This window comes from Corallococcus exercitus, assembly GCF_003611585.1.
GTDB lineage: Bacteria > Myxococcota > Myxococcia > Myxococcales > Myxococcaceae > Corallococcus > Corallococcus exercitus.
This window is the reverse complement of the sequence record NZ_RAVW01000172.1, coordinates 1-18,734: the sequence shown is the minus strand read 5'-3', so window position 1 is coordinate 18,734 and position 18,734 is coordinate 1. Positions and strand designations below refer to the sequence as shown.

Genomic DNA, 18,734 nt, shown 5'->3' with positions numbered 1-18,734 from the left:
GCCTGTCCGAGTGCTGACGGGTCAACCTGCCCCGCCTTGCCCCGGAAGGCCCTGCCCAGCGCCTTACGCTTGAGCGCTGCCGTCAGACAACCGGCACCGCACAGGTACGCCCCCCGCCCTGGCAGCCTCCGCCGCCTGTCCGCCACCACGCCGCCCTGGGGACCTACCACGAACCGGGTGAGTTCCGCCTGTGACTTGCGCGAACCGCACCCGACGCAGGTCCTGACGGGACCTGACGTCGTGATTTCCATGGGATGTGTCCCCGGCCGTTTCGTTGCGCGGCGCATCTCCCTACCCCCTGTCGTTACGGTGCCTTGGCCGCTTCCGCGCCCTCCGAGCCGCCAGCCGACGCCAGCAGCCCCCGCTCCGCGTTCAGTTCCGCGCGCAGCTTGGCCTCTTCCACCAGGTAGTTCTCCGCCGCGCTCTTCAGCTGGCGGGCCTTCTTGATGCCCACGCCCGGCACGTCGCCCAGGCGGGTGAGGTCCTTCTCGTTCGCGATGTCCTCCACCGTGCGGTAGCCGGCGAGGATGAGCTGCTCGATGGTCTTCTCACCGACGCCGCGCACGCGCGCCATGCGCTCCGGCTGGGACAGCTCGTCCGGGTGGCGGCGGGCCTCGGCCAGGCGGGCCTGCTCGCGCTCGTAGTCCATGCGCGACAGCTCCTGCTGGTCCTCCACCATGCGCTTCTTCGCCTCTTCCTGCATGGCGGCGATGCGGGTGGGGTCGATGCCGGGGATCTGCGCCAGCATCTCCGCGTTGGCGTCCGCCACGTCACGCGCCTGACGGAAGCCGTGCGCGTAGAGCGTCTCCACCAGCATCTCGTTGACACCGGGCAGGGCGCCCAGCGAGCGGCTGGCGAACTCGCGCATCTCCCGCACGCGGCTCTCGCTGTTGATGTCCAGCTTCCAGCCGGTCAGCTGGGCGGCCAGGCGCACGTTCTGCCCGCGCCGACCGATGGCCAGCGACAGCTGGTCGTCCGGGACGATGAGCTCCATGGCGTGGTTCGCCTCGTCGATGATGACGCGGCTGACCTCCGCGGGGGCCAGGGCCGAGCACACGAAGCGGGCCGGGTCTTCATCGTAAGGGACGATGTCGATCTTCTCCCCGCGCAGCTCCTGCACCACCGCCTGCACGCGGCTGCCCTTCATGCCCACGCACGCGCCCACGGGGTCCACGTCCGAGTCGCGGCTGGATACGGCGATCTTCGCGCGGCCACCGGGCTCACGCGCCGCCGCCTCGATGACGACGATGCCTTCCGCGATTTCGGGCACCTCCATCTCGAAGAGCTTGGTGAGCAGGTTCACGGACGCGCGCGACAGGACGATCTGCGGGCCCTTGGACTCACGCAGCACGTCCAGCACGTACGCCTGGACGCGGTCGCCGGGGCGGTAGGTCTCACGCGGGACCTGCTCGCGCACGGGCAGGACGGCTTCCGCGCGGCCCAGGTCCACCACGATGTTGCCGCGCTCGAACCGGCGGGCGATGCCGGTGACGATCTCGTTCTTGCGGTCCTTGTACTCGTTGAAGACGTTCTCGCGCTCGGCGTCGCGGGTGCGCTGCAGGATGACCTGCTTGGCCGTCTGCGCCGCGATGCGGCCGAAGCCGCGGCGGAAGGTCTTCAGGCGCAGGATGTCGCCGTACTGGTCGTCCTGGGCCTTGGCTTCCGCGGCGTCCTCGTCCCGGTAGAAGATCTGGAAGACGAGCTCGTCGCCGGGCTCCACTTCCATGCCCTTCTTGTGGGCCTCGTCCATGGTGATCTGGTTGACCGCCTGGACGGGGTCGGTGATCTCCGCGACCACGGTGATGGCCTGGAAGAGCTCCACGACGCCCTTGTCCGGGTCGTACTTGGCCTCCAGGTTGCGGTCCTGGCCAAAGTGCTTCTTGGCCGCGGTGTTCATCGCGTCCTCGAGGGTGGCAATGAGCACGGCCCGTTCGATGCCCTTGTCCTTGGCGACCTGATCCAGGACGAGGTTGAGGTTGACTGCCGGGTTGGCGGGCGTGGGCATGGCTTTGTCTTCTCCGAAAATGGGTCCACGGGCGGCCCTGGCGCGAACAGGGTCCCCTGTATGTCGGCTTCTAGAACTCGAACTCCAGATTGGCCTTGGCGATGTCCTTGAAGGGGATGGCGAAGACGCCGCCCCCTTCCACGTCCACGGAGATGGCGTCGGCCGCCACATCGGTGAGCGTGCCGCTGAAGTTCTTCCGCGGCGGGTCACCCAGCGGGCCGAAGGTCTTCACCTTGACCTTCTGCCCCTTCACCCGTTCGAAGTGCGCCGGCTTCTTCAAGGGCCGGTTCACCCCGGGGCTGGACACCTCCAGGTTGTATTCCTGGGGGATGAAGTCCTCCACGTCGAGCACCGGATCCACGGCGCGCGACACCTGGGAGCACTCCTCCAGACCCACCCGGCCACCGGGCTTGTCGATGAACAACCGCAACACCCAGCCCTCACGCTCGCGGACGTACTCCACGTCCAGGAGCTCCAGGCCTTCGTTCGCCACGATGGGGTCCAGCAGCGTCGCTGCCTTCTCTTCCACCGTCTGTTTGATGTTCTTCGGCTCCATGGCCAGGAAACAGGTCTCCAAAAACACGAAAAGCGGGCACGGCGGCCCACTTTTCGATGTGATGCGTCGAAAAATGTCGGGGCGTCCGTAACACACGCCCCCTCGGGGTGTAAAGGAAGGACACACCCCGAGGCACCGGGTCAAACGTCCCCCGGGATTGAAGGATTCCCAGGGGTTCCGAGTGACGCCGGTGGCGTTATAACGCCCCCATGCACCTCATCGCCGCCGCCCAGATGGTGTCCACCGCGGACAAGGCCCACAACCTGGATGTGGCCACGCGCCTCGTGCGCCAGGCCGCCTCCCTGGGAGCCCACCTGGTGGGACTGCCGGAGAACTTCTCCTGGATGGGTCCGGAGCCCGAGCGCCCCTCCGCCGCGGAGAGCCTGGACGGCCCCACCCTGAGCCGGATGGCGGAGCTGGCCCGGGGGACGAAGACGACGCTCCTGGCGGGCTCCATCCTGGAGGAGGGAGCGCCCGGCGGCCGGCTCTACAACACCAGCGTCCTGTTCGGCCCGGACGGCGCCCGGCTGGCGGTGTACCGGAAGATGCACCTGTTCGACGTGGACGTCGGCGACGGAGCCACCTACCAGGAGTCCGCGGCGGTGGCCCCCGGGACGGAGGTGGTGGCGGCGGACACGACAGTGGGCCGGCTGGGGATGAGCGTCTGCTACGACCTGCGCTTCCCGGAGCTGTACCGGCGGCTGTCGAAGGACGGGGCGACGCTGCTCGCGGTGCCGGCGGCCTTCACGATGATGACCGGCAAGGACCACTGGGAGGTGCTGCTGCGCGCCCGCGCCATCGAGAACCAGGCGTACGTGCTGGCGCCCGCCCAGGGCGGGCGGCACTCCGCGCAGCGGCTGACGTACGGGCACGCGATGGTGGTGGACCCGTGGGGCCTGGTGACGGCGCGGGCCTCCGAGGGCGAGGGGCTGGCGCTGGCGCCGGTGGACCCAGAGCTCCAGGCACGCATCCGGCGGAATTTGCCGTGCCTGGCGCACCGGCGGCTGGACTAGGCAGGCACCCGTGAGCGGGATGGGGCGGGGGGCCCTTCCAGCGCGGCCTTTGCCGGTTAGAGTGGGCCCCAGGAAAACCCCACTGGTGAATGGACGACGCTGGCCTCCCCTGCTTTTCGCGGTCGCACTCATGGCCCTTCCTCCCGGCTGCACCGCCGATGAGAAGCCCCGAGGGCCCACCGAGGCGCCCCTGCCTCCACCCGTTCCCCGCGCGCACCTGAGGGAGCTGACGGGGGACGTGCAGATCAAACGCGCGGTGGCGGACGAGTGGAGCCCCGCGCGCGACGAGCTACCCCTCTACGAGAACGACAAGGTCCGCACCGAGGCCGGGGCCAGTGCCCAGCTGGTGTTCGCCAACGGCAGCAGCCTGCACCTGGGAGGCGATTCCCTGGTGGGCATCGCGGAAAGCAAGCTCCGAACGGATGTCACCGTCCTCAGGGGACGGGTGGACGCCACCCTGGAGAAGCCAGCCACCCAGTCGCTGTCCGTCACCACCCCATCCGCCACGGTTCGCGCGGGCAGGAAGATTGAATTCCAATGAAGGCCGCCCTCTGGCTCAGCGCGTGGATGGGGCTGTCCGTGGTGCCGTCGACCGCTCCCGCGGTGGGGCGCGAGCCTCCGGAAACGGCTCCCCTTCCCGGCGGTGCCGCGACACCGGGGCCGCGCAAGGCGCCCGGCACGGAACCGCAGACGGCGCTCAAGGCGCTGGAGATGTCGCGCGCGGCGGTGAAGGCCGCGCCGGACGATGCACGCCGCCGTGAGGCCGAGGTCCGCCTCAAGGACGCGGAGACGCACTACCAGGCCGCCCGGTACGCGGACGCGCTGCACAAGGCGGACGAGGCGTGGGCGCTGCTCAACCCGCCCCAGCCGTCCAACTTCACGGTGGAGGTGGACCACGACGGCGGCACCACCACCGTCACCCACCGCCAGGGTCCTCCCGTCACCGTGGAGGCGCAGCACGCCACCCGCGTGCTGGCGAAGGGCGAGTCCGTGCGTGTGCAGCAGGGCACCGTGCTGCCGGAGCCGCCCGGCGCGCCGCAGCTGGCGCAGCCCGCGGACAAGGCGCGGCTCACGCTGAAGCCCTCGTCCGGAGCCGGGGGCCTGCTGGGGCCGGTGACGCTGGCGTGGGCCGCCGTCGCGGGCGCCACGCGCTACGAGGTGGAGGTCGTCTCCGAGGCAGTGGAGGGTGGAGCGGCACCGGCGCCGGTGCGCTCCGTGGTGGCCGCGCGGCAATGGACGTTGCCGGCGCTGCCCGCGGGCCGTTATCGCTGGACGGTGACGGCAGTGAGTCCGGAGCAGGGGCGGTCCCTGCCCTCCCAGACACGGCGCTTCGAGCTGGCCGCGGAATCGCTCGAACTCAACGTCAAGGTGAAGGACGGCTGGCAGAAGTAGCCGCCTGTCCGCGAGGAGCCACCGCCGTGAGACTTTTCAAAGCCATCCTCCTCCTGATGCTGGTGGTCAGCATCATCCCCACGCTGATGGTGGGCTGGTTGTCGGTGTCCCATACGCGGGAGCTGCTCATCCGCGACGCGCAGGAGCTGGCGCAGGAGCGCGTGAAGCAGCTGCGGCTCAAGGCGGAGAGCTTCCTGGAGGACCCCACGGAGATGGTGGTGGGGCTGTCCAGCGTGCCGGGCGGCTTCTTCACCCTGTCGCGCGACACGCAGCGGCTGCACATCGCGTCGGTGCTCAACCAGCGCCCGGAGGTGCTGGCGCTCACCGTGTTCGGCGCGGACCGGCAGCGGCTGCCCGGCCTGCAGGCCTTCGCGGTGCACGACATGGCGCCCAGCGCGGTGGCGGAGCACGAGGAGCGCGCGCGGGCGCTGCTCGACGAGGGGCTCACCGGGGTGCGCTACTCGGACGTGGTGGCGTCCCAGGGCGGCGGCGGCGGCGGCCCGGTGGTGACGCTGGCCTTCCCCGTGGGCGACCCGGTGCAGGGCTACATGGCCGCGGACCTGACGCTGGCGGGCCTGCGGCAGATGCTGGCGCAGGAGCGCGTGGGCAGCACGGGGTTCGCGTACCTGGCGGACCGGCACGGCCGGCTGATTACCGGCGGCGGCGACCTGGGCGCGGTGGGTGACGACGTGTCGAAGCGGCTGCCGCTGGCGCACCTGCTCAAGCAGCGCGAGGGCACGCCCGACACGGAGCTCTTCCACGTGGGCAACTTCGGCGAGGGGAGAAACGCGGTGGTGTCCGCGTACTCGGTGCTGCCGGAGGCGGGCTGGGCCATCGTGTCCGAGCAGCCCGTGGAGCACGCCTACCGCCAGGTGGAGACCATGGAGCGGCGCATCCTCCTGGGCCTGGGTGGCGCCATCCTGGTGGCGCTGGTGCTGGCGGCCATCTTCTCCCGCAACCTCACGCAGCCCCTGAAGACCTTCATCGCGACGTCGCTGGAACTGGCGCGCGGCAAGTTCGGCGTGGAGGTGCACCTCAAGCAGAAGAACGAGCTGGGAGAGCTGGCCCAGACGTTCAACTACATGAGCAAGCAGCTGCTGGCGTACGACATGGAGACGCGCGGCCTCTACGACAGCCTGGAGAAGGGCTACCTGGAGACCATCGTCGCGCTGGCCAACTCCATCGACTCCAAGGACGCGTACACGCGCGGCCACAGCCAGCGGGTGGGCGACGTGGCGGTGGAGATTGGCAAGGAGCTGAAGCTCACCGAGCGCGAGCTGCGGCAGCTGCAGTACGGCGGCATCCTCCACGACATCGGGAAGATTGGCATCGCGGAGAACATCCTCTGCAAGCAGTCGCGCCTCACCGACCAGGAGATGGCGACGATGCGCGAGCACCCCGCCATTGGCGACGCCATCATCGGGCCCGTCACGTTCCTGGGTCCGGTGCGCGCGTGCGTGCGCCACCACCACGAGCGCTGGGACGGCACGGGATACCCGGACAAGCTCAAGGGCGAGTCCATCCCGCTGCTCGCTCGCATCGTGGCGTGCGCGGACACGTTCGATGCGTGCACCTCCACGCGCCCCTACCAGAAGGCCATGCCGCTGGAGAAGGCGATGGAGATCCTGGACAACCTGAGCGGCGCGCAGCTGGACCCCAAGGTGGTGCTGGCCCTGCGCGCGGTGCTGGCCCAGCGGGGCGTGCGGCTGGAAGGCCACCGGCAGCCCGTCAAGCTGGCTTCCTGAAGCTCCGCGCCCCGGGCCCTTGCGGGTTTCGCGGCAGCCACCCCACCCCGCCGGAAGGATGGTAGGGAGGGGACTGCTGTGCTCCAAAGCATTGGAAGGTGGACCGGTGAGCAACTTCTGGGATCGCATCAAGCCCGCGCCCAAGCCCGTCAGCGCGACGGATGCGAAGCTGTCCGCGGACGGCGAGTCTTTGACGCTGACGTGGGACGACGGCGCGACGACGAGCGCCACCGCGCAGGTGCTGCGTCAGCAGTGCCCGTGCGCCGCGTGCGTGGACGAGTGGACGGCGAAGCGCACGCTGGACCCCTCGCAGGTGCCCGCGAACCTGCGCGTGCTGCAGATGCAGCCCGTGGGCAACTACGCCCTCGCGTTCGTCTTCAGCGACCAGCACAACACGGGCATCTACCCGTGGAAGCACCTGCGCGACATCACCCAGTCGCAGGGGTGATGCGCCCCGCCGCGCCCTACCGGAGGTCCTCGTGACGTCGCGCTATCGGCTGCTGCAACCGCTGGCCACGGGAGGCATGGCGGAGCTGTTCCTGGGAGTGGCGAAGGGCGCGGAGGGCTTCGAGCGCACCGTGGCCATCAAGCGCGTGCTGCCGCACCTGGCGCGCGAGACGGACATCGCGAACATGTTCGTCTCCGAGGCGCGGCTGGCCATGCTGCTGCAGCACCAGAACATCGTCACCGTGCACGACGTGGGGGAGAGCGCCGAGGGGCTCTTCCTGGTGATGGAGCTGGTGGACGGCTGGGACCTGGGCGCGCTGATGCGCGCGGTGACCCGGCAGGGGCTGCGGATTCCCCCGCACCTGGCGGTGTTCATCGCGAGCCAGGCCCAGGCGGGATTGCAGCACGCGTACCGGCGCCAGCACGGCGGACAGGTGGTGATGACGGCCCATCGGGACGTGTCGCCATCCAACCTGCTGGTGTCGCGCGAAGGCGAGGTGAAGGTCACGGACTTCGGCATCGCGCGGCTCGCGGGCCTGTCGCGCACGGAGCCCGGGGCGTTCAAGGGCAAGGTGCCCTACGCGGCGCCAGAGGTCCTCCGGGGTGAGCCGGCCACGGCGCTGAGCGACCAGTTCTCGCTGGGCACGCTCCTGGCGGAGATGCTCGCGGGGCAGCATCCGTTCGGCGGATCCTCGGAACCGATGGCGGTGGCGTACTCCATCCTCAACCGCGCGCCCGCGTCGCTGCCGGACGTGCCGGCGTCGCTGGCCACGCTGGTGCTGCGCATGCTGTCGCGCGACCCCGCGGCCCGCTTCCCGGAGCCGGAGGACGTGTCGGAGGCGCTCGCGCGGTGGCTCGCGCAGACGGGAGAGCCCGCGTCGTCGCATGCGCTGGCGACCTTCCTGCGCGGCGTGCGGCTGCCCATGTCCGTGGGCGAAGTGGCCCGGGCCGCCCTCGCGGAGGCCCCGGCTTCGACGTCCGCTTCGTTCGTGATGTCCGCCGCGCCGCGCGAAGGCATGGACACGGGGCGGATTCCGTCCGCGTCCGGCTCCGCCTCGGCCACGATGGCCTATGGCGGCGGGACTGCCGCGGCTTCGGGGGCGGTGGCGTCCGCGCCGTGGAAGGCGCCTCCGGCGGCCGTCCCCATGGGGACGGAGGAAGAGGAGCCGTGGAGCCCTCCGGTGGGAGGCGTCTCGCTGTCCGCGTCCGGCGCGGTGGTCCACACCTGTGCGCTGTGTGGCTCCGCCCTGGAGTTCCCTGAGGCGCCCTGCGAGTCCTGCACGCGCGGGCCTTCCGCGAGCGCGTCACCCGTGGCTTCCGCGACGGCCTCCGAGGCACTGGCCCCGAGGGCGTCACCGGGACGCGCCCGTGCCTCCGCGAGCAATCCCGCGTCGCCCGGCGCCGAGCCCGTGGCGCCCCGAGGAGCGGGGGCAGTCGCTTCGCGGCCTCCGGCGGGCGCGGCTCCAGCCCAGGCGGCAGGCGCTGGGCCCGGGACATCCGCCGCGTCCGCACGGTCTCAAGCGAATGCCCCCGCGATGGCGGCGGCCTCCCCTTCCGCGCGTCCCCGGGTGAACGCGGCAGCGGCCTCCTCCGCGGCCCAGGCTCCGGCGAACGCGCCCGCGCTGGCCACGCAGTCCATCTCGGACATGGACGAGTCGGAGCGGATGAACCGGCCCGGCATCCGTCAGGCGGGCCAGGGTGACCTGGAGCTGGAAGAGCGTGCGCCCCGTCCGGAAGGCACGACATACGAGTTCGAGCCCATGGCCTCTTCCCGTCCCCGCAGGCGCTGGGGCATGGCGGTGGCGCTGTTCGGCATCGCGGCGGTGCTCGCGGCGGGCGTGCTGTTCGTGTGGCCTCGCTACGAGGCCCAGGCGAGGCACGCGCTCGGGGCTCCAACGCCGCTCCTGTCCATCCGCAGCGAGCCCTCCGGCGCCACCGTCCTGGTGGACGGCGTGGTGGTGGGCGTGACGCCCCTGGCGATGGACAACACCTATCCCTCGCGCTCCATCCCCGTGCAGCTCAAGCTGCGGGGCTACCGCGCCTGGACGGGCTCGTTCATGGGCGGCCGGAAGGCGGACGTGGCGGCGGAGCTCAAGCGCTGACGCGGCACCGAGCTCCGGGGCAGCTGGCCTACTTCACCAGCCGCAGGTGACCACGGCGCGGCGGCTGCGGCTCGTCCGGGGGCCCACCCTCGGGCGGGGGCGGCGGCGGGGCCACCTCCGGACGCGACTCCGGCTCGTCGGTGCGCTCGGCCTGAACCTCGCGCAGGAAGGCGCGGGGCCTTTCGGCGGCGACGGGCACGGGCGCAGGCGGCGGCGGACGCGAGACGGAAGCCGACGCCACCGGGGGCTGCTGGAGCAGCTCCGGCGGCATCTCCTCCGGGTACATCCAGAACTCCTTCGTCACGTGGCTGGCGATGGCGAACAGCGCCGACCAGGGCACCGCCACCGTGAAGCGCGAACCGGAGAAGCTCAGCGTGGAGCGCACGCCCCACTCACCCACCGTGAGGTCGGGTGGCTCGAAACGGTAGGAGAGGTTGAGGCGCAGGTGTGCTTCGCCTCGGAGGCTGGCGGGGACGAGCACGCCGGGGCGACGCGCGTCCAGGTGGATCATCACCATCCCCTGGTCGAGCGCGGCCAGCAGCCGCTCCTTCTTGTCTGAAACCTTCTTGTCCATTCCAGCCTGTCCGGCGGGGAATTGCGGGCGCGCCCTCAACGACGGCGCACTTCCCGGTCCATCTCCCGCTTCGTCTCCCGTTCCTTGATGTCGTGGCGGCGGTCTTCGTGCGTCTTGCCGCGGCACAGGCCCAGCTCCACCTTGGCCCGCCCCTTCCTGAAGTACAGCACGAGCGGGATGATGGAGTAACCGCGCTCGCGCACCTTGGCCGTCCACCGGTCGATCTCCGCGCGGTGCATCAGCAGCTTCCGGCCCCGCGTGGGCAGGTGGTCGAAGACACTGGCCGCCTTGTAGGAGCCGATGTGGGCGTTGAGCAGGAACAGCTCCGTGCCCTTCTGGAGCGCGTAGGCGTCCGACAGGTTGGCCGTTCCTTCACGCAACGACTTCACCTCGCTCCCCGTGAGCTCCAGCCCGGCTTCTATCTTTTCATCCACCGTGTAGTCGAAGCGCGCACGCCGGTTCTCGGCAATGAGCTTCACCCCCGGCTCCGCACCCACACCCTTCGACTTTCCAGCGGCCATAACGTGTCCCGGGTCTCCTAACCGGCCAGCGGCATGTTGTCGATGAGCCGCGTGGTGCCCGAGAAGGCCGCCACCAGCATGCGCGCCGTCTGTCCGGGCGCCACCGTCACCAGGGGTGACAGCGTCCCGGCGTCCCGCACCTCCACGTAGTCCTCCCGGAGGTCCGCCGCCTGCAATTCCCGGCGGGCGGCCTCCACCAGCGCTCCCGTGTCCCGGGTGCCGGAGGCGAGCAGGGCCTGGGCCGCCCGGATGCCCTTCGACAGGGCGAGCGCCCGGCGGCGTTCATCCACGGACAGATAGGCGTTGCGGCTGCTCATGGCCAGCCCGTCCGCCTCGCGGATGGTGGGCATGCCCACGATGTCCGCGCCCAGATGCAGGTCGCGATTGAGCGTCTTGATGACCTGGAGCTGCTGGTAGTCCTTCTCACCGAAGAGCGCCACGGCCGGCCGGAACAGCGCCAGGAGCTGCGTGACGATGGTGGCGACGCCCCGGAAGTGGCCGGGACGCCGCTCGCCGCACAGCCCCTGGCTCACCTCCGTGACGTCCACGTAGGTCTGGTAGCCCGGGGGGTACATCGCCGCGGGCTCGGGCGCGAACACGGCCGTGACGCCCGCGCTCGCGCACTTCGCCAGGTCCCCCTCGAAGTCGCGCGGGTAGCGCGCCAGGTCCTCGCGGGGACCGAACTGCGTGGGGTTCACGAAGATGGAAGCGGCCACCACGTCCGCGCGCCGGCCGCCCTCCCTCATGAGCGAGACGTGCCCCTCATGGAGGAAGCCCATGGTGGGCACGAGCGCCAGGGTCTTGCCCTCCTTCTGGAGGGACGCGACCCAGGCCTTCACTTCAGCGACGGTGCGCAGGACGTGGGGGGCCATGGCTAGACCGGAGCCCCGTAGATGCCGCCGACCTTCTCCGCGCCCTCGACGGCGACTTCCGCGTCGGGGACGACAGGCGTGGGCGTCACCAGCCGGATGCCCTTGGTGGCCTTGAAGCTGTGGTCCTCATCCGGGAAGGTGCCCGCGCGCACCTCGTCGAAGAACGTGTTCGCGGCCTCCGTGATGTTCCCGTGCAGGTTGGCGAAGCGCTTGACGAACTTCGGCTTGAAGTCCGGGTTCATGCCCAGCAGGTCGTAGCAGACCAGCACCTGGCCATCGCAGTGCTTGCCCGCGCCGATGCCGATGGTCGGAATCTTCAGGCTCTGGGTGATGGTGCGCGCCAGCTCCAGCGGCACGCCCTCCAGCACCATCGCGTAGGCGCCCGCGGCCTCCAGCGCGAGCGCGTCATCCAGCATGCGGCGCGCGGCGTCCTCGTCGCGGCCCTGCACCACGTAGCCGCCCATCTTGTGCACCGACTGCGGCGTGAGGCCCAGGTGGCCCATGACGGGGATGCTGGCGCGGACGATGGCGCGCACGGTGTCGGCGAACTCGGCGCCGCCCTCCAGCTTCACGCTGCCCACGTTGCCTTCGGACACGAGCCGCCCGGCGTTGCGCACCGCCTCCTGCGGCGACACCTGGTAGCTCATGAAGGGCATGTCGCCCACCACGTGCGCCCGCTTCGCGCCGCGGCTCACCGCCGCCGAGTGGTAGACCATCTGGTCCATGGTGACGGGCAGCGTGGAGTCCTGGCCCTGGATGACCATGCCCAGCGAGTCACCGACCAGGAGCACGTCCGCGCCTCCCTCGTCGAGGATGCGCGCGAACGTCGCGTCGTACGCGGTGACCATGCAGATCTTCTGACCGGACTGCTTCAGGCGCTTCAGCGTGTGGATGGTGACCTTGTCCTTCACGGTTCACCTCCTGTGGCAAGACGGGTGGGACAGCCGCGTGGAACGTCAGGCCCCTCGCCGTCCCCAAGGGGGATCGCCGGAGGCCGGGGTTCCACGGGGATGCACTCTAACGCCCTCGGGGCCGCGTGGGGGGATCACTGCATCCCGCCAGGCAACCAGCCGGGCGGCGGCCGTCAGCCCCGGCGGGACCGGGGGGTGTAGTGCTGCACGCCAGACTTCGCGGACGCGATGGCCTGCATCAGGTCCTCGCGGTCCTGCTCGTTGTGCACGAAGTCGATGTCCGACGTGTTCACCACCAAGAGCGGCGTGTCCTGGTAGTGCGCGAAGAAGTCGTTGTAGGCGTGCGTGAGGGACTCCAGGTAGCCCGCGTCGAACTTCCGCTCGAACTCACGGCCGCGCTTCTTGATGCGATGCAGCAGCACGTCCAGCTGCGCCTGGAGGTAGATGACCAGGTCGGGCTGCGGGACGCGGGGCCCCAGCGCCTCGAAGACGCGGTCGTAGAGGGCCAGCTCGTCCGAGGCCAGCGTGAGGTTGGCGAAGATGCGGTCCTTCGCGAACAGGTAGTCACTCACGGTGACGGCGCGGAACAGGTCCTGCTGGAAGAGCTCCTGCTGCTGCCGGAAACGCGACAGCAGGAAGAACACCTGCGTCTGGAACGCGAACTTCTGCCGGTCCGCGTAGAAGCTGGAGAGGAAGGGGTTCTCCTCCACCACTTCCAGGATGCGGCGGCTGCCCAGGCGCTCCGTGAGGAGGTTGGTGAGGCTCGTCTTGCCCACGCCGATGGGGCCTTCGACGACGATGTAGCGGTGGTCCATCGGCCCGAGGCCTCCGCCCCCGGAATCCACGCATGGGACACATGCGCGCGCGGGGGGCGGATAACACAACCATGCCCCCGTGCATCCGGCAATTTTCGCCGGGCCACCCCACCCTTGCGCCATCCGGAGTCATCCCCTACGGTGCCCGCGAACACGGACAGCGGAGCAGCGGGCCCCAGATGCGCGGCAGGCAGCGGGTGAAGACGGCGGTGGTGGACCTGGTGGAGCCCACGGAAGTGGTGCCCGCCGCCCGTACGGCCACGGCCCCGCCCGCACCTCCCGTGGACGTGGATCCACTCTATGGCGTGGCCCTGCTCAAGACGGCCTTCGAACTGAAGCGCCGGCCGGAGGGCTCCGTGGACGACGTGCTCAGCGGCGTGCTCGCGCGCCTGCGCATCGACGAGGACGAGTTCCGCGCGTTCCTCGCCCAGCAGGGTGGGCTCCTGGCCGCGCTGGGCCAGAAGCGCTGAGCCGTCCCCTACCCGTCCCCTACTCCTCCGAGGTGTCCTCTTCCGGCGCGTCCGGAGGCGGCGGAGCCATGGCGGTGACGGGGCCCAGGGCGCGCTCGATGGCGGCGAACTCCTCCGGGGAGAGCGTCTCCGCGCGGCGGCCCGGGTCGATGCCCGCCGTCTGCAGCGCGGCCAGCATCGCCTCCGGCTTCGCCAGGCCCTTGTCGGACTTGAGCGAGTTGATCAGCGTCTTGCGGCGCTGCGCGAAGCCGGCCTTCACCAGCCGCGTGAAGCGGGCCTCGTCCACCAGCGGCGCGCGGGGCTGCTTGAGCCGCGTGAGGCGCAGCACGGCGGAGTCCACCTTCGGGGGCGGATGGAAGCGCCATGCCTCCAGCGTGAGCACCTGCTCCACGTCGAAGTGCAGGCCGAGCAGCACCGTCAGCAGCCCGTAGTCGCGGTTGCCCGGCTCCGCGGCCAGCCGCACGACGACCTCCTTCTGGAGGGTGAAGACGGCGCGCGAGATGTGGGCGCGCTGCGCGAGCACCTGGAAGAGGATGGGGCTGGTGAGGTGGTACGGCAGGTTGCCCACGAGCGCGATTTCGGGCGCGCCGGCCACCTGGGCGAAGTCCACCGTGGCGGCGTTGCCGGGCACCACGCGCACGCCGGGGATGGCCTCCTTCTCCAGCACGGCCACCATGTCGCGGTCGCGCTCCACGGCGGTGACCTGCGCGCCGGTGGCGGCGAGGAAGCGCGTGAGGTGGCCCAGGCCCGGCCCCAGCTCCACCACGGGCTCGCCCTCGCGCAGCGCGAGCGCGTCCGCGATGGACTGGAGCGCGTCCGGGTCTCCGAGGAAATTCTGTCCCCAGCTGTGCTTGGCCCGAAGGCCGTGGCGCTTGAGGATGTCGCGCGGAGAATCCACTGTCAGGCCCCTACTCCATGCGCCAGGCGGGGTCGGCCGCGAGGCGGAAGTCACCGCGCAAGCCGCGGCGCCACGCTTCATACCCCGCGACGGCGATCATCGCGCCATTGTCCGTGCACAAGCGCACCGGCGGCAGGAACATGCGCAGGCCCCGCTCCTCCGCTCGCTGCTTGCACAGCGCCCTGAGCCGCGAGTTCGCCGCCACGCCGCCGCACAGCACCAGCTGCGTGTGGCCCAGCTTCTTCGCCGCGGCGACGAGCTTCTTCGACAGCACGTCCGCCACCGCCTCCTGGAACGACGCGCACAAATCGTGGAGGGCCTGGCCTTGCGGCACGCCGTGCTTCTGGACGTGGTGGAGCACCGACGTCTTCAGCCCGGAGAAGGACACGTCCAGGTTGTCGCCCGGCAGCGCGCGCGGGAAGCGGATGGCCTCCGGGTCGCCCTTCTGCGCCAGTTCGTCGATGGGCTGCCCACCCGGGTACGGCAGGCCGAGGATGCGCGCCGTCTTGTCGTAGGCCTCGCCCGCGGCGTCGTCGCGCGTGCGGCCGACGAGGCGGTAGTTCCCGTAGTCGCGCACCTCGTAGAGGCTGGTGTGGCCGCCGGAGACGACGAGCCCCAGGAACGGCGGCGCGGGCGCGTCTTCCAAGAGGCGGATGGCCAGCAGGTGCCCTTCCAGGTGGTTGGCGCCCACGAAGGGCTTGCCGGTGGCGAGGCTCAGCCCCTTGGCCACCTGGAGCCCCACGAGCAGCGCGCCGATGAGGCCGGGGCCGGACGTGACGGCGAGCAGGTCGATGTCGTCCAGCGTCTTGTCCGCGCGGGTAAGGGCCTCGTGGACGACGGGCATCACCTGGACAATGTGGTTGCGGCTGGCCAGCTCCGGCACGACGCCGCCCCAGCGGCGGTGGATGTCCACCTGCGTGGAGACGACGTCCGACAGGACGCGCCGCCCGTCCTCCACGACGGCGGCGGCGGTTTCATCGCACGAGGTTTCGAGTCCCAGGACGAGCACGACGACTCCAGCAAGGACGGGAAGGCTGAAGCGGACCGGCCGCCTAGCTGCCCATCCCCTTGAGCAGTGCGCGCACCTCTTCCGCCGAGCTTCCCGTCGGTTCGAGGAACAGATACCGCTTGTAGGCCTCGGCCGCTCGGGTTTGCTCACCGGAGAACTGGAGCGAGCTGCCCAGCCAGAACCAGGCCTTCGCGTTCTTGGGCTCCGCCTTGACGACGTCCTGGAGCAGCTTGGCCGCCTCGCGGTAGCCGGACTCGCTGGTGCTGCTGTTGTTGGCCAGCGAGATGCCCAGGCCCGTCTTCGCCTCGATGGAGGCGGTGTCGAGCGCGAGCGCCTTGCGGTAGGCGCCGACGGCCGACTTGAAGCTCTTGCGGGCCATCGCCGCGCGGCCGTCCTTGATGAAGTCCGCGTACGTGAGCTTCGGCTGCGCCACGGGCGTCGCGTCCGGGGGCGGCGTGGGCGCGACCGCGACGACACCCGCGTCCGGGACGGCGGCGGGCTCGGGCGTGGCCGTCTTCACCGGCGCCGTCCCCGCGTCCTCCGGGCCGGTGGCGGTCTTCGTCGGGGGAGCCCCCGCGTCGGTCTGCGCATCCACGGTCTTCACGGGTGGCGGCGTGACGGCCGGCGGAGGCGTCGTCTCCGGCGGCTTGGGCGCTTCCACCGGCGGCGTGGGCTGCGTCACCTTCGGTTCGGGGGGCTTGGGTGTGTCCGTGCTGCCCGAGCCCTTGGAGATCACCAGCGCGGCCACGGCCGCCACCAGGAGCAGGCCACCCGCGACGTAGAGGCCCGTGCGCTTGGGCTTCATCGCGGCGATCATCGCCGCGTCGTCCTCGTCGTGCGCGGACTTCGCGGCGCCGGGCTTCGTGGAGGCCGTGTTGTTCGTGGACGCGCCGTTGACGCCGGAGGTCGCGGCGTTCATGCCAGAGGCCGCGGTGTTCGCACCGTGAGCGGAGGGCGTCGGAGCGCTCGCCACGGGCGCGGAGGGCTCGGGCTCCGTGAAGTACGCCTCGGACGCGGGCACGTCGTGGGCGGCGAGGTCCACCGGCGCGCTGGACACCGGCTGCGCGTCGAAGGGCGTCGTCGCGGGGAATTCGACGTTGAGCGCCACCGGGGCCACCTGGGGCGGCACGATGCCGTGGCCCGGATACGGCGGCAGCGCGAGCTGCTGCGGCGCGGCCTCCTCCACCGGCACTTCGTCCTGATGGGGCTCCGTCCCGCTGACCAGCGTCACCTCCGACGACGGCGGGGCCGGCGTGGGCGGCGGCACGGGCGCCAGCGGGCTGGGCGCGATGGCGGCGCCACCGAAGATGGGCGGACGCGAGGGCTGCGGCTCCACCGGCGCCTGCACGGGCGCGGCGGCGAACGGGCTGGGCGCGGGGGCGGACGGCGCGCGGGACGCGGACGACCAGGGCGAACCGGGCCCCCAGGTGCTGGAAGCACTCAGGCCCTCCGTGTCCACGTGGCTCCAGTCGAGCAGCAGGCTGCGCCGCGCGTGATCCACCGCGCGGTGCGCCGGGGGCGGCTCCACCAGGAACGCCGAGCCCTCCTGCGACAGCGGCGGAACGACGGGCTCCATGCCCTCCTGTCCGAATGGAGGAGGAGCGCCCTCGCCGGGGCGATTGCGCGGCGGGAAGATGATCACCTGCGCGGGCTGCGCGGAGACCGGCGCGGGCGCCACCTCCGCCACCGGCGTGACCTCCTCCACGGGCGCGGGCGGGGCCTCCTCCACGGGCGCGACTTCCGCCACGGGCGCCGCTTCCACCGGGGGCGGCTCGACGGCGACAGGGACCTCCGCGGGCGCGGCCTCCTGCGCGGGCGCGACGTCCACGGGGATGGGCGGCGCGGTGTTCAGCCACTGCTCGATGCCCGGCTTGCTGCTCTGCACGGGCTCCAGCGGCGCGTTGCCCAGCTCGCGGATCAGCCCTTCGAAGTACAGCTTGCTGATGATGCCCAGCGCGGCCAGGTCCTCGAAGTCCGAGTCCTCCACCACGCGCGACAGCGCGCGCTTGCCGTCGAACAGGCGCAACAGGCCGTTCACCTCGTCGGGGATCTCCGACAGGCGGTCCGCCAGCTGGTGGTAGTCGATCTCGAAGACCGTCTCCAGCGGCGGGAGCTGCTCGAGCATCCGGCCCCACTCGTCCAGCCGGCGCATGCCCTCCATGAGGAGGCCCTGCGTGGAGACCTCGATGCGCTCGGTGCGGTCCAACGTGGTGAACTGCACGTCGAACTGGCCTTCGAACGTGTTGAGCAGGCGGTAGAAGGCGTTCTCGCCCTTGAGCCGGCCCAGCTCCGCGTCGATGACGCGGCCTTCCTTGAAGTAGACGACGCCGGTGCGCTCGCCCTGGATGGAGATGACGCCCGTCTTGCGGCCGATTTCGAAGGTCTGGACCAGGTCCACGACGCCCATGTCGGCGAGGCTTCCCGCGAAGCCGCCCTTGGTCGTCTCGCGCTTCTCGATGCGTTCCTTCTCGGCCTTCTGAAGGATCATCTTCACGCGGGTGACGATCTCTTTGATGTAGATGGGCTTCGTCAGGTAGTCGTCGCCCCCGAGTTCCAGGCCGCGCACCTTGAACTCGACCGACTTCTGGTTCGTCAGGAAGACGAAGGGGATGAACTTGAAGCGCTCGTCGGACTTGAGCTGCTTGCAGAGCTCGAAGCCGTCCATCTCCGGCATCTTGGTGTCCGCGAGCACGAGGTCCGGCGGGCTGATCTGGACCTTCTCCAGCGCATCCTTGCCGTGGATCGCAGTCGTGACGGAGAAGCCCGCCTTCTTCAGGCTGACCTCCATCACGCGCAGACTCTTCGCGTCACCGTCGACGAGGAGCAGGTGCTGCTTGGCCACGTGGCATGCCTTTCAAAACGGGCGGGACGGCGGATCCAACGGACGCGCCCCGTGGGGGCAAGCATCGGGTCCGGCTTTCAGGTGTGTCAATGGGCGGGACTGTCCGGAAAACCGGCCGATTCCCTCCCTGGGGGACAGGCAAGTCAGCGGAAGAGACCCTTCTTGGGCGGGTTCTTCTTGCGCATGTCGATGAGCCGCAGCTCCTGGTTCGCCTCCAGGTGCTTCGGGTTCGCGCGCACCGCTTCGCGGAAGTGCCGCTCCGCGCGGTCCATGTCCCCTTCCACGCGGGCGATGACGCCCAGCTGGTAGTGGGCGCGATCACAGTTCGGGTCGGTGCGCACCGCATCCGCCATCCACTGTTTCGCGCGGGGCATGTCGGCCTTGCGGCTGGGGTCCATGTAGACGGCCCAGGCGCGCGCCGCGAGGTACAGGGGCTTGGGGTCCAGGGCGTGGGCGCGCTCGTAGTGTTCGTTGGCGGCGGCGAAGTCGCGCTTGCGGAAGAAGACCTCGCCCATGCGGAACAGGTCGTCCGCGTTCGTGTCCGCGCGGGCGGCGGCGGGGC

The 18,734-nt window shown here is 70.7% G+C and carries 19 protein-coding genes; 7 read left to right on the top strand and 12 right to left on the bottom strand.

From position 1 onward, the window contains the following. The 3 genes from D7W79_RS21390 to rimP form a co-directional block, all read right to left on the bottom strand. A partial coding sequence (locus tag D7W79_RS21390; RefSeq protein ID WP_244221890.1) for a YlxR family protein occupies positions 1 to 251 on the bottom strand: 251 nt, incomplete at its 3' end. Between the two features lie 53 nt (positions 252 to 304). Next, the gene (gene nusA, locus D7W79_RS21385; protein WP_120527241.1) at positions 305 to 2,005 is read right to left on the bottom strand and encodes a transcription termination factor NusA; all 1,701 of its coding nucleotides are present in this window, start codon (positions 2,003 to 2,005) and stop codon (positions 305 to 307) included. 70 nt (positions 2,006 to 2,075) lie between these two features. Beyond that, positions 2,076 to 2,561: a ribosome maturation factor RimP gene (gene rimP / locus D7W79_RS21380; protein ID WP_120527240.1), complete on the bottom strand. Its 486-nt coding sequence runs from the start codon at positions 2,559 to 2,561 to the stop codon at positions 2,076 to 2,078. Between the two features lie 209 nt (positions 2,562 to 2,770). Between rimP and D7W79_RS21375 the strand changes: the two genes are divergently transcribed. The 6 genes from D7W79_RS21375 to D7W79_RS21350 all read left to right on the top strand — a co-directional run bounded on the left by D7W79_RS21375 (position 2,771) and on the right by D7W79_RS21350 (position 9,260). Continuing rightward, the gene (locus D7W79_RS21375) at positions 2,771 to 3,574 is read left to right on the top strand and encodes a carbon-nitrogen hydrolase family protein (RefSeq protein WP_120527239.1); all 804 of its coding nucleotides are present in this window, start codon (positions 2,771 to 2,773) and stop codon (positions 3,572 to 3,574) included. A 130-nt stretch (positions 3,575 to 3,704) separates the two neighbouring features. Continuing rightward, the gene (locus D7W79_RS21370; RefSeq protein WP_171417112.1) at positions 3,705 to 4,115 is read left to right on the top strand and encodes a FecR domain-containing protein; all 411 of its coding nucleotides are present in this window, start codon (positions 3,705 to 3,707) and stop codon (positions 4,113 to 4,115) included. After that, positions 4,112 to 4,966 (top strand): peptidoglycan-binding protein LysM, encoded by an 855-nt coding sequence (locus D7W79_RS21365; RefSeq protein WP_120527237.1) that lies wholly within the window; start codon positions 4,112 to 4,114, stop codon positions 4,964 to 4,966. Before D7W79_RS21370 ends, D7W79_RS21365 begins: the two co-directional genes overlap by 4 nt. A 26-nt stretch (positions 4,967 to 4,992) precedes the next feature. Continuing rightward, on the top strand, positions 4,993 to 6,711 hold the full coding sequence (locus D7W79_RS21360) for an HD domain-containing phosphohydrolase (protein WP_120527236.1): 1,719 nt from the start codon (positions 4,993 to 4,995) through the stop codon (positions 6,709 to 6,711). A 58-nt stretch (positions 6,712 to 6,769) separates the two neighbouring features. Further along, on the top strand, positions 6,770 to 7,159 hold the full coding sequence (locus tag D7W79_RS21355) for a DUF971 domain-containing protein (RefSeq protein ID WP_120527235.1): 390 nt from the start codon (positions 6,770 to 6,772) through the stop codon (positions 7,157 to 7,159). A gap of 31 nt (positions 7,160 to 7,190) precedes the next feature. Beyond that, positions 7,191 to 9,260: a serine/threonine-protein kinase gene (locus tag D7W79_RS21350; RefSeq protein ID WP_120527234.1), complete on the top strand. Its 2,070-nt coding sequence runs from the start codon at positions 7,191 to 7,193 to the stop codon at positions 9,258 to 9,260. 28 nt (positions 9,261 to 9,288) lie between these two features. Here the strand turns inward: D7W79_RS21350 and D7W79_RS21345 are convergent, their stop codons facing one another. The 5 genes from D7W79_RS21345 to D7W79_RS21325 form a co-directional block, all read right to left on the bottom strand. Continuing rightward, positions 9,289 to 9,834, bottom strand: a complete 546-nt coding sequence (locus D7W79_RS21345; RefSeq protein ID WP_120527233.1) for a ClpXP protease specificity-enhancing factor SspB — start codon at positions 9,832 to 9,834, stop codon at positions 9,289 to 9,291. Between the two features lie 35 nt (positions 9,835 to 9,869). Continuing rightward, positions 9,870 to 10,355 carry an SsrA-binding protein SmpB gene (smpB, locus tag D7W79_RS21340; RefSeq protein ID WP_014398822.1) on the bottom strand — a complete coding sequence of 162 codons (486 nt, stop codon included), beginning with the start codon at positions 10,353 to 10,355 and terminating at the stop codon, positions 9,870 to 9,872. A 17-nt stretch (positions 10,356 to 10,372) separates the two neighbouring features. Continuing rightward, a complete protein-coding gene (panC, locus tag D7W79_RS21335; protein WP_120527232.1) occupies positions 10,373 to 11,227 on the bottom strand; it encodes a pantoate--beta-alanine ligase in 855 nt (284 codons plus the stop codon). Positions 11,228 to 11,229: 2 nt separating this feature from the next. After that, the gene (panB, locus tag D7W79_RS21330; protein ID WP_120527231.1) at positions 11,230 to 12,138 is read right to left on the bottom strand and encodes a 3-methyl-2-oxobutanoate hydroxymethyltransferase; all 909 of its coding nucleotides are present in this window, start codon (positions 12,136 to 12,138) and stop codon (positions 11,230 to 11,232) included. Between the two features lie 173 nt (positions 12,139 to 12,311). Beyond that, the gene (locus D7W79_RS21325; RefSeq protein ID WP_120527230.1) at positions 12,312 to 12,953 is read right to left on the bottom strand and encodes a deoxynucleoside kinase; all 642 of its coding nucleotides are present in this window, start codon (positions 12,951 to 12,953) and stop codon (positions 12,312 to 12,314) included. Positions 12,954 to 13,132: 179 nt separating this feature from the next. Here D7W79_RS21325 and D7W79_RS21320 point away from each other — a divergent pair, with 179 nt between their 5' ends. Continuing rightward, a complete protein-coding gene (locus D7W79_RS21320) occupies positions 13,133 to 13,423 on the top strand; it encodes a hypothetical protein (protein WP_120527229.1) in 291 nt (96 codons plus the stop codon). A gap of 19 nt (positions 13,424 to 13,442) precedes the next feature. Here the strand turns inward: D7W79_RS21320 and rsmA are convergent, their stop codons facing one another. The 4 genes from rsmA to D7W79_RS21300 form a co-directional block, all read right to left on the bottom strand. After that, on the bottom strand, positions 13,443 to 14,321 hold the full coding sequence (gene rsmA / locus D7W79_RS21315) for a 16S rRNA (adenine(1518)-N(6)/adenine(1519)-N(6))-dimethyltransferase RsmA (protein ID WP_120527228.1): 879 nt from the start codon (positions 14,319 to 14,321) through the stop codon (positions 13,443 to 13,445). 10 nt (positions 14,322 to 14,331) lie between these two features. Then, positions 14,332 to 15,330: a tRNA (adenosine(37)-N6)-threonylcarbamoyltransferase complex transferase subunit TsaD gene (gene tsaD / locus D7W79_RS21310; RefSeq protein ID WP_120527227.1), complete on the bottom strand. Its 999-nt coding sequence runs from the start codon at positions 15,328 to 15,330 to the stop codon at positions 14,332 to 14,334. Positions 15,331 to 15,373: 43 nt separating this feature from the next. Further along, positions 15,374 to 18,172: a response regulator gene (locus tag D7W79_RS21305; RefSeq protein ID WP_120527226.1), complete on the bottom strand. Its 2,799-nt coding sequence runs from the start codon at positions 18,170 to 18,172 to the stop codon at positions 15,374 to 15,376. A 143-nt stretch (positions 18,173 to 18,315) separates the two neighbouring features. Continuing rightward, a partial coding sequence (locus tag D7W79_RS21300) for a tetratricopeptide repeat protein (RefSeq protein ID WP_120527225.1) occupies positions 18,316 to 18,734 on the bottom strand: 419 nt, incomplete at its 5' end.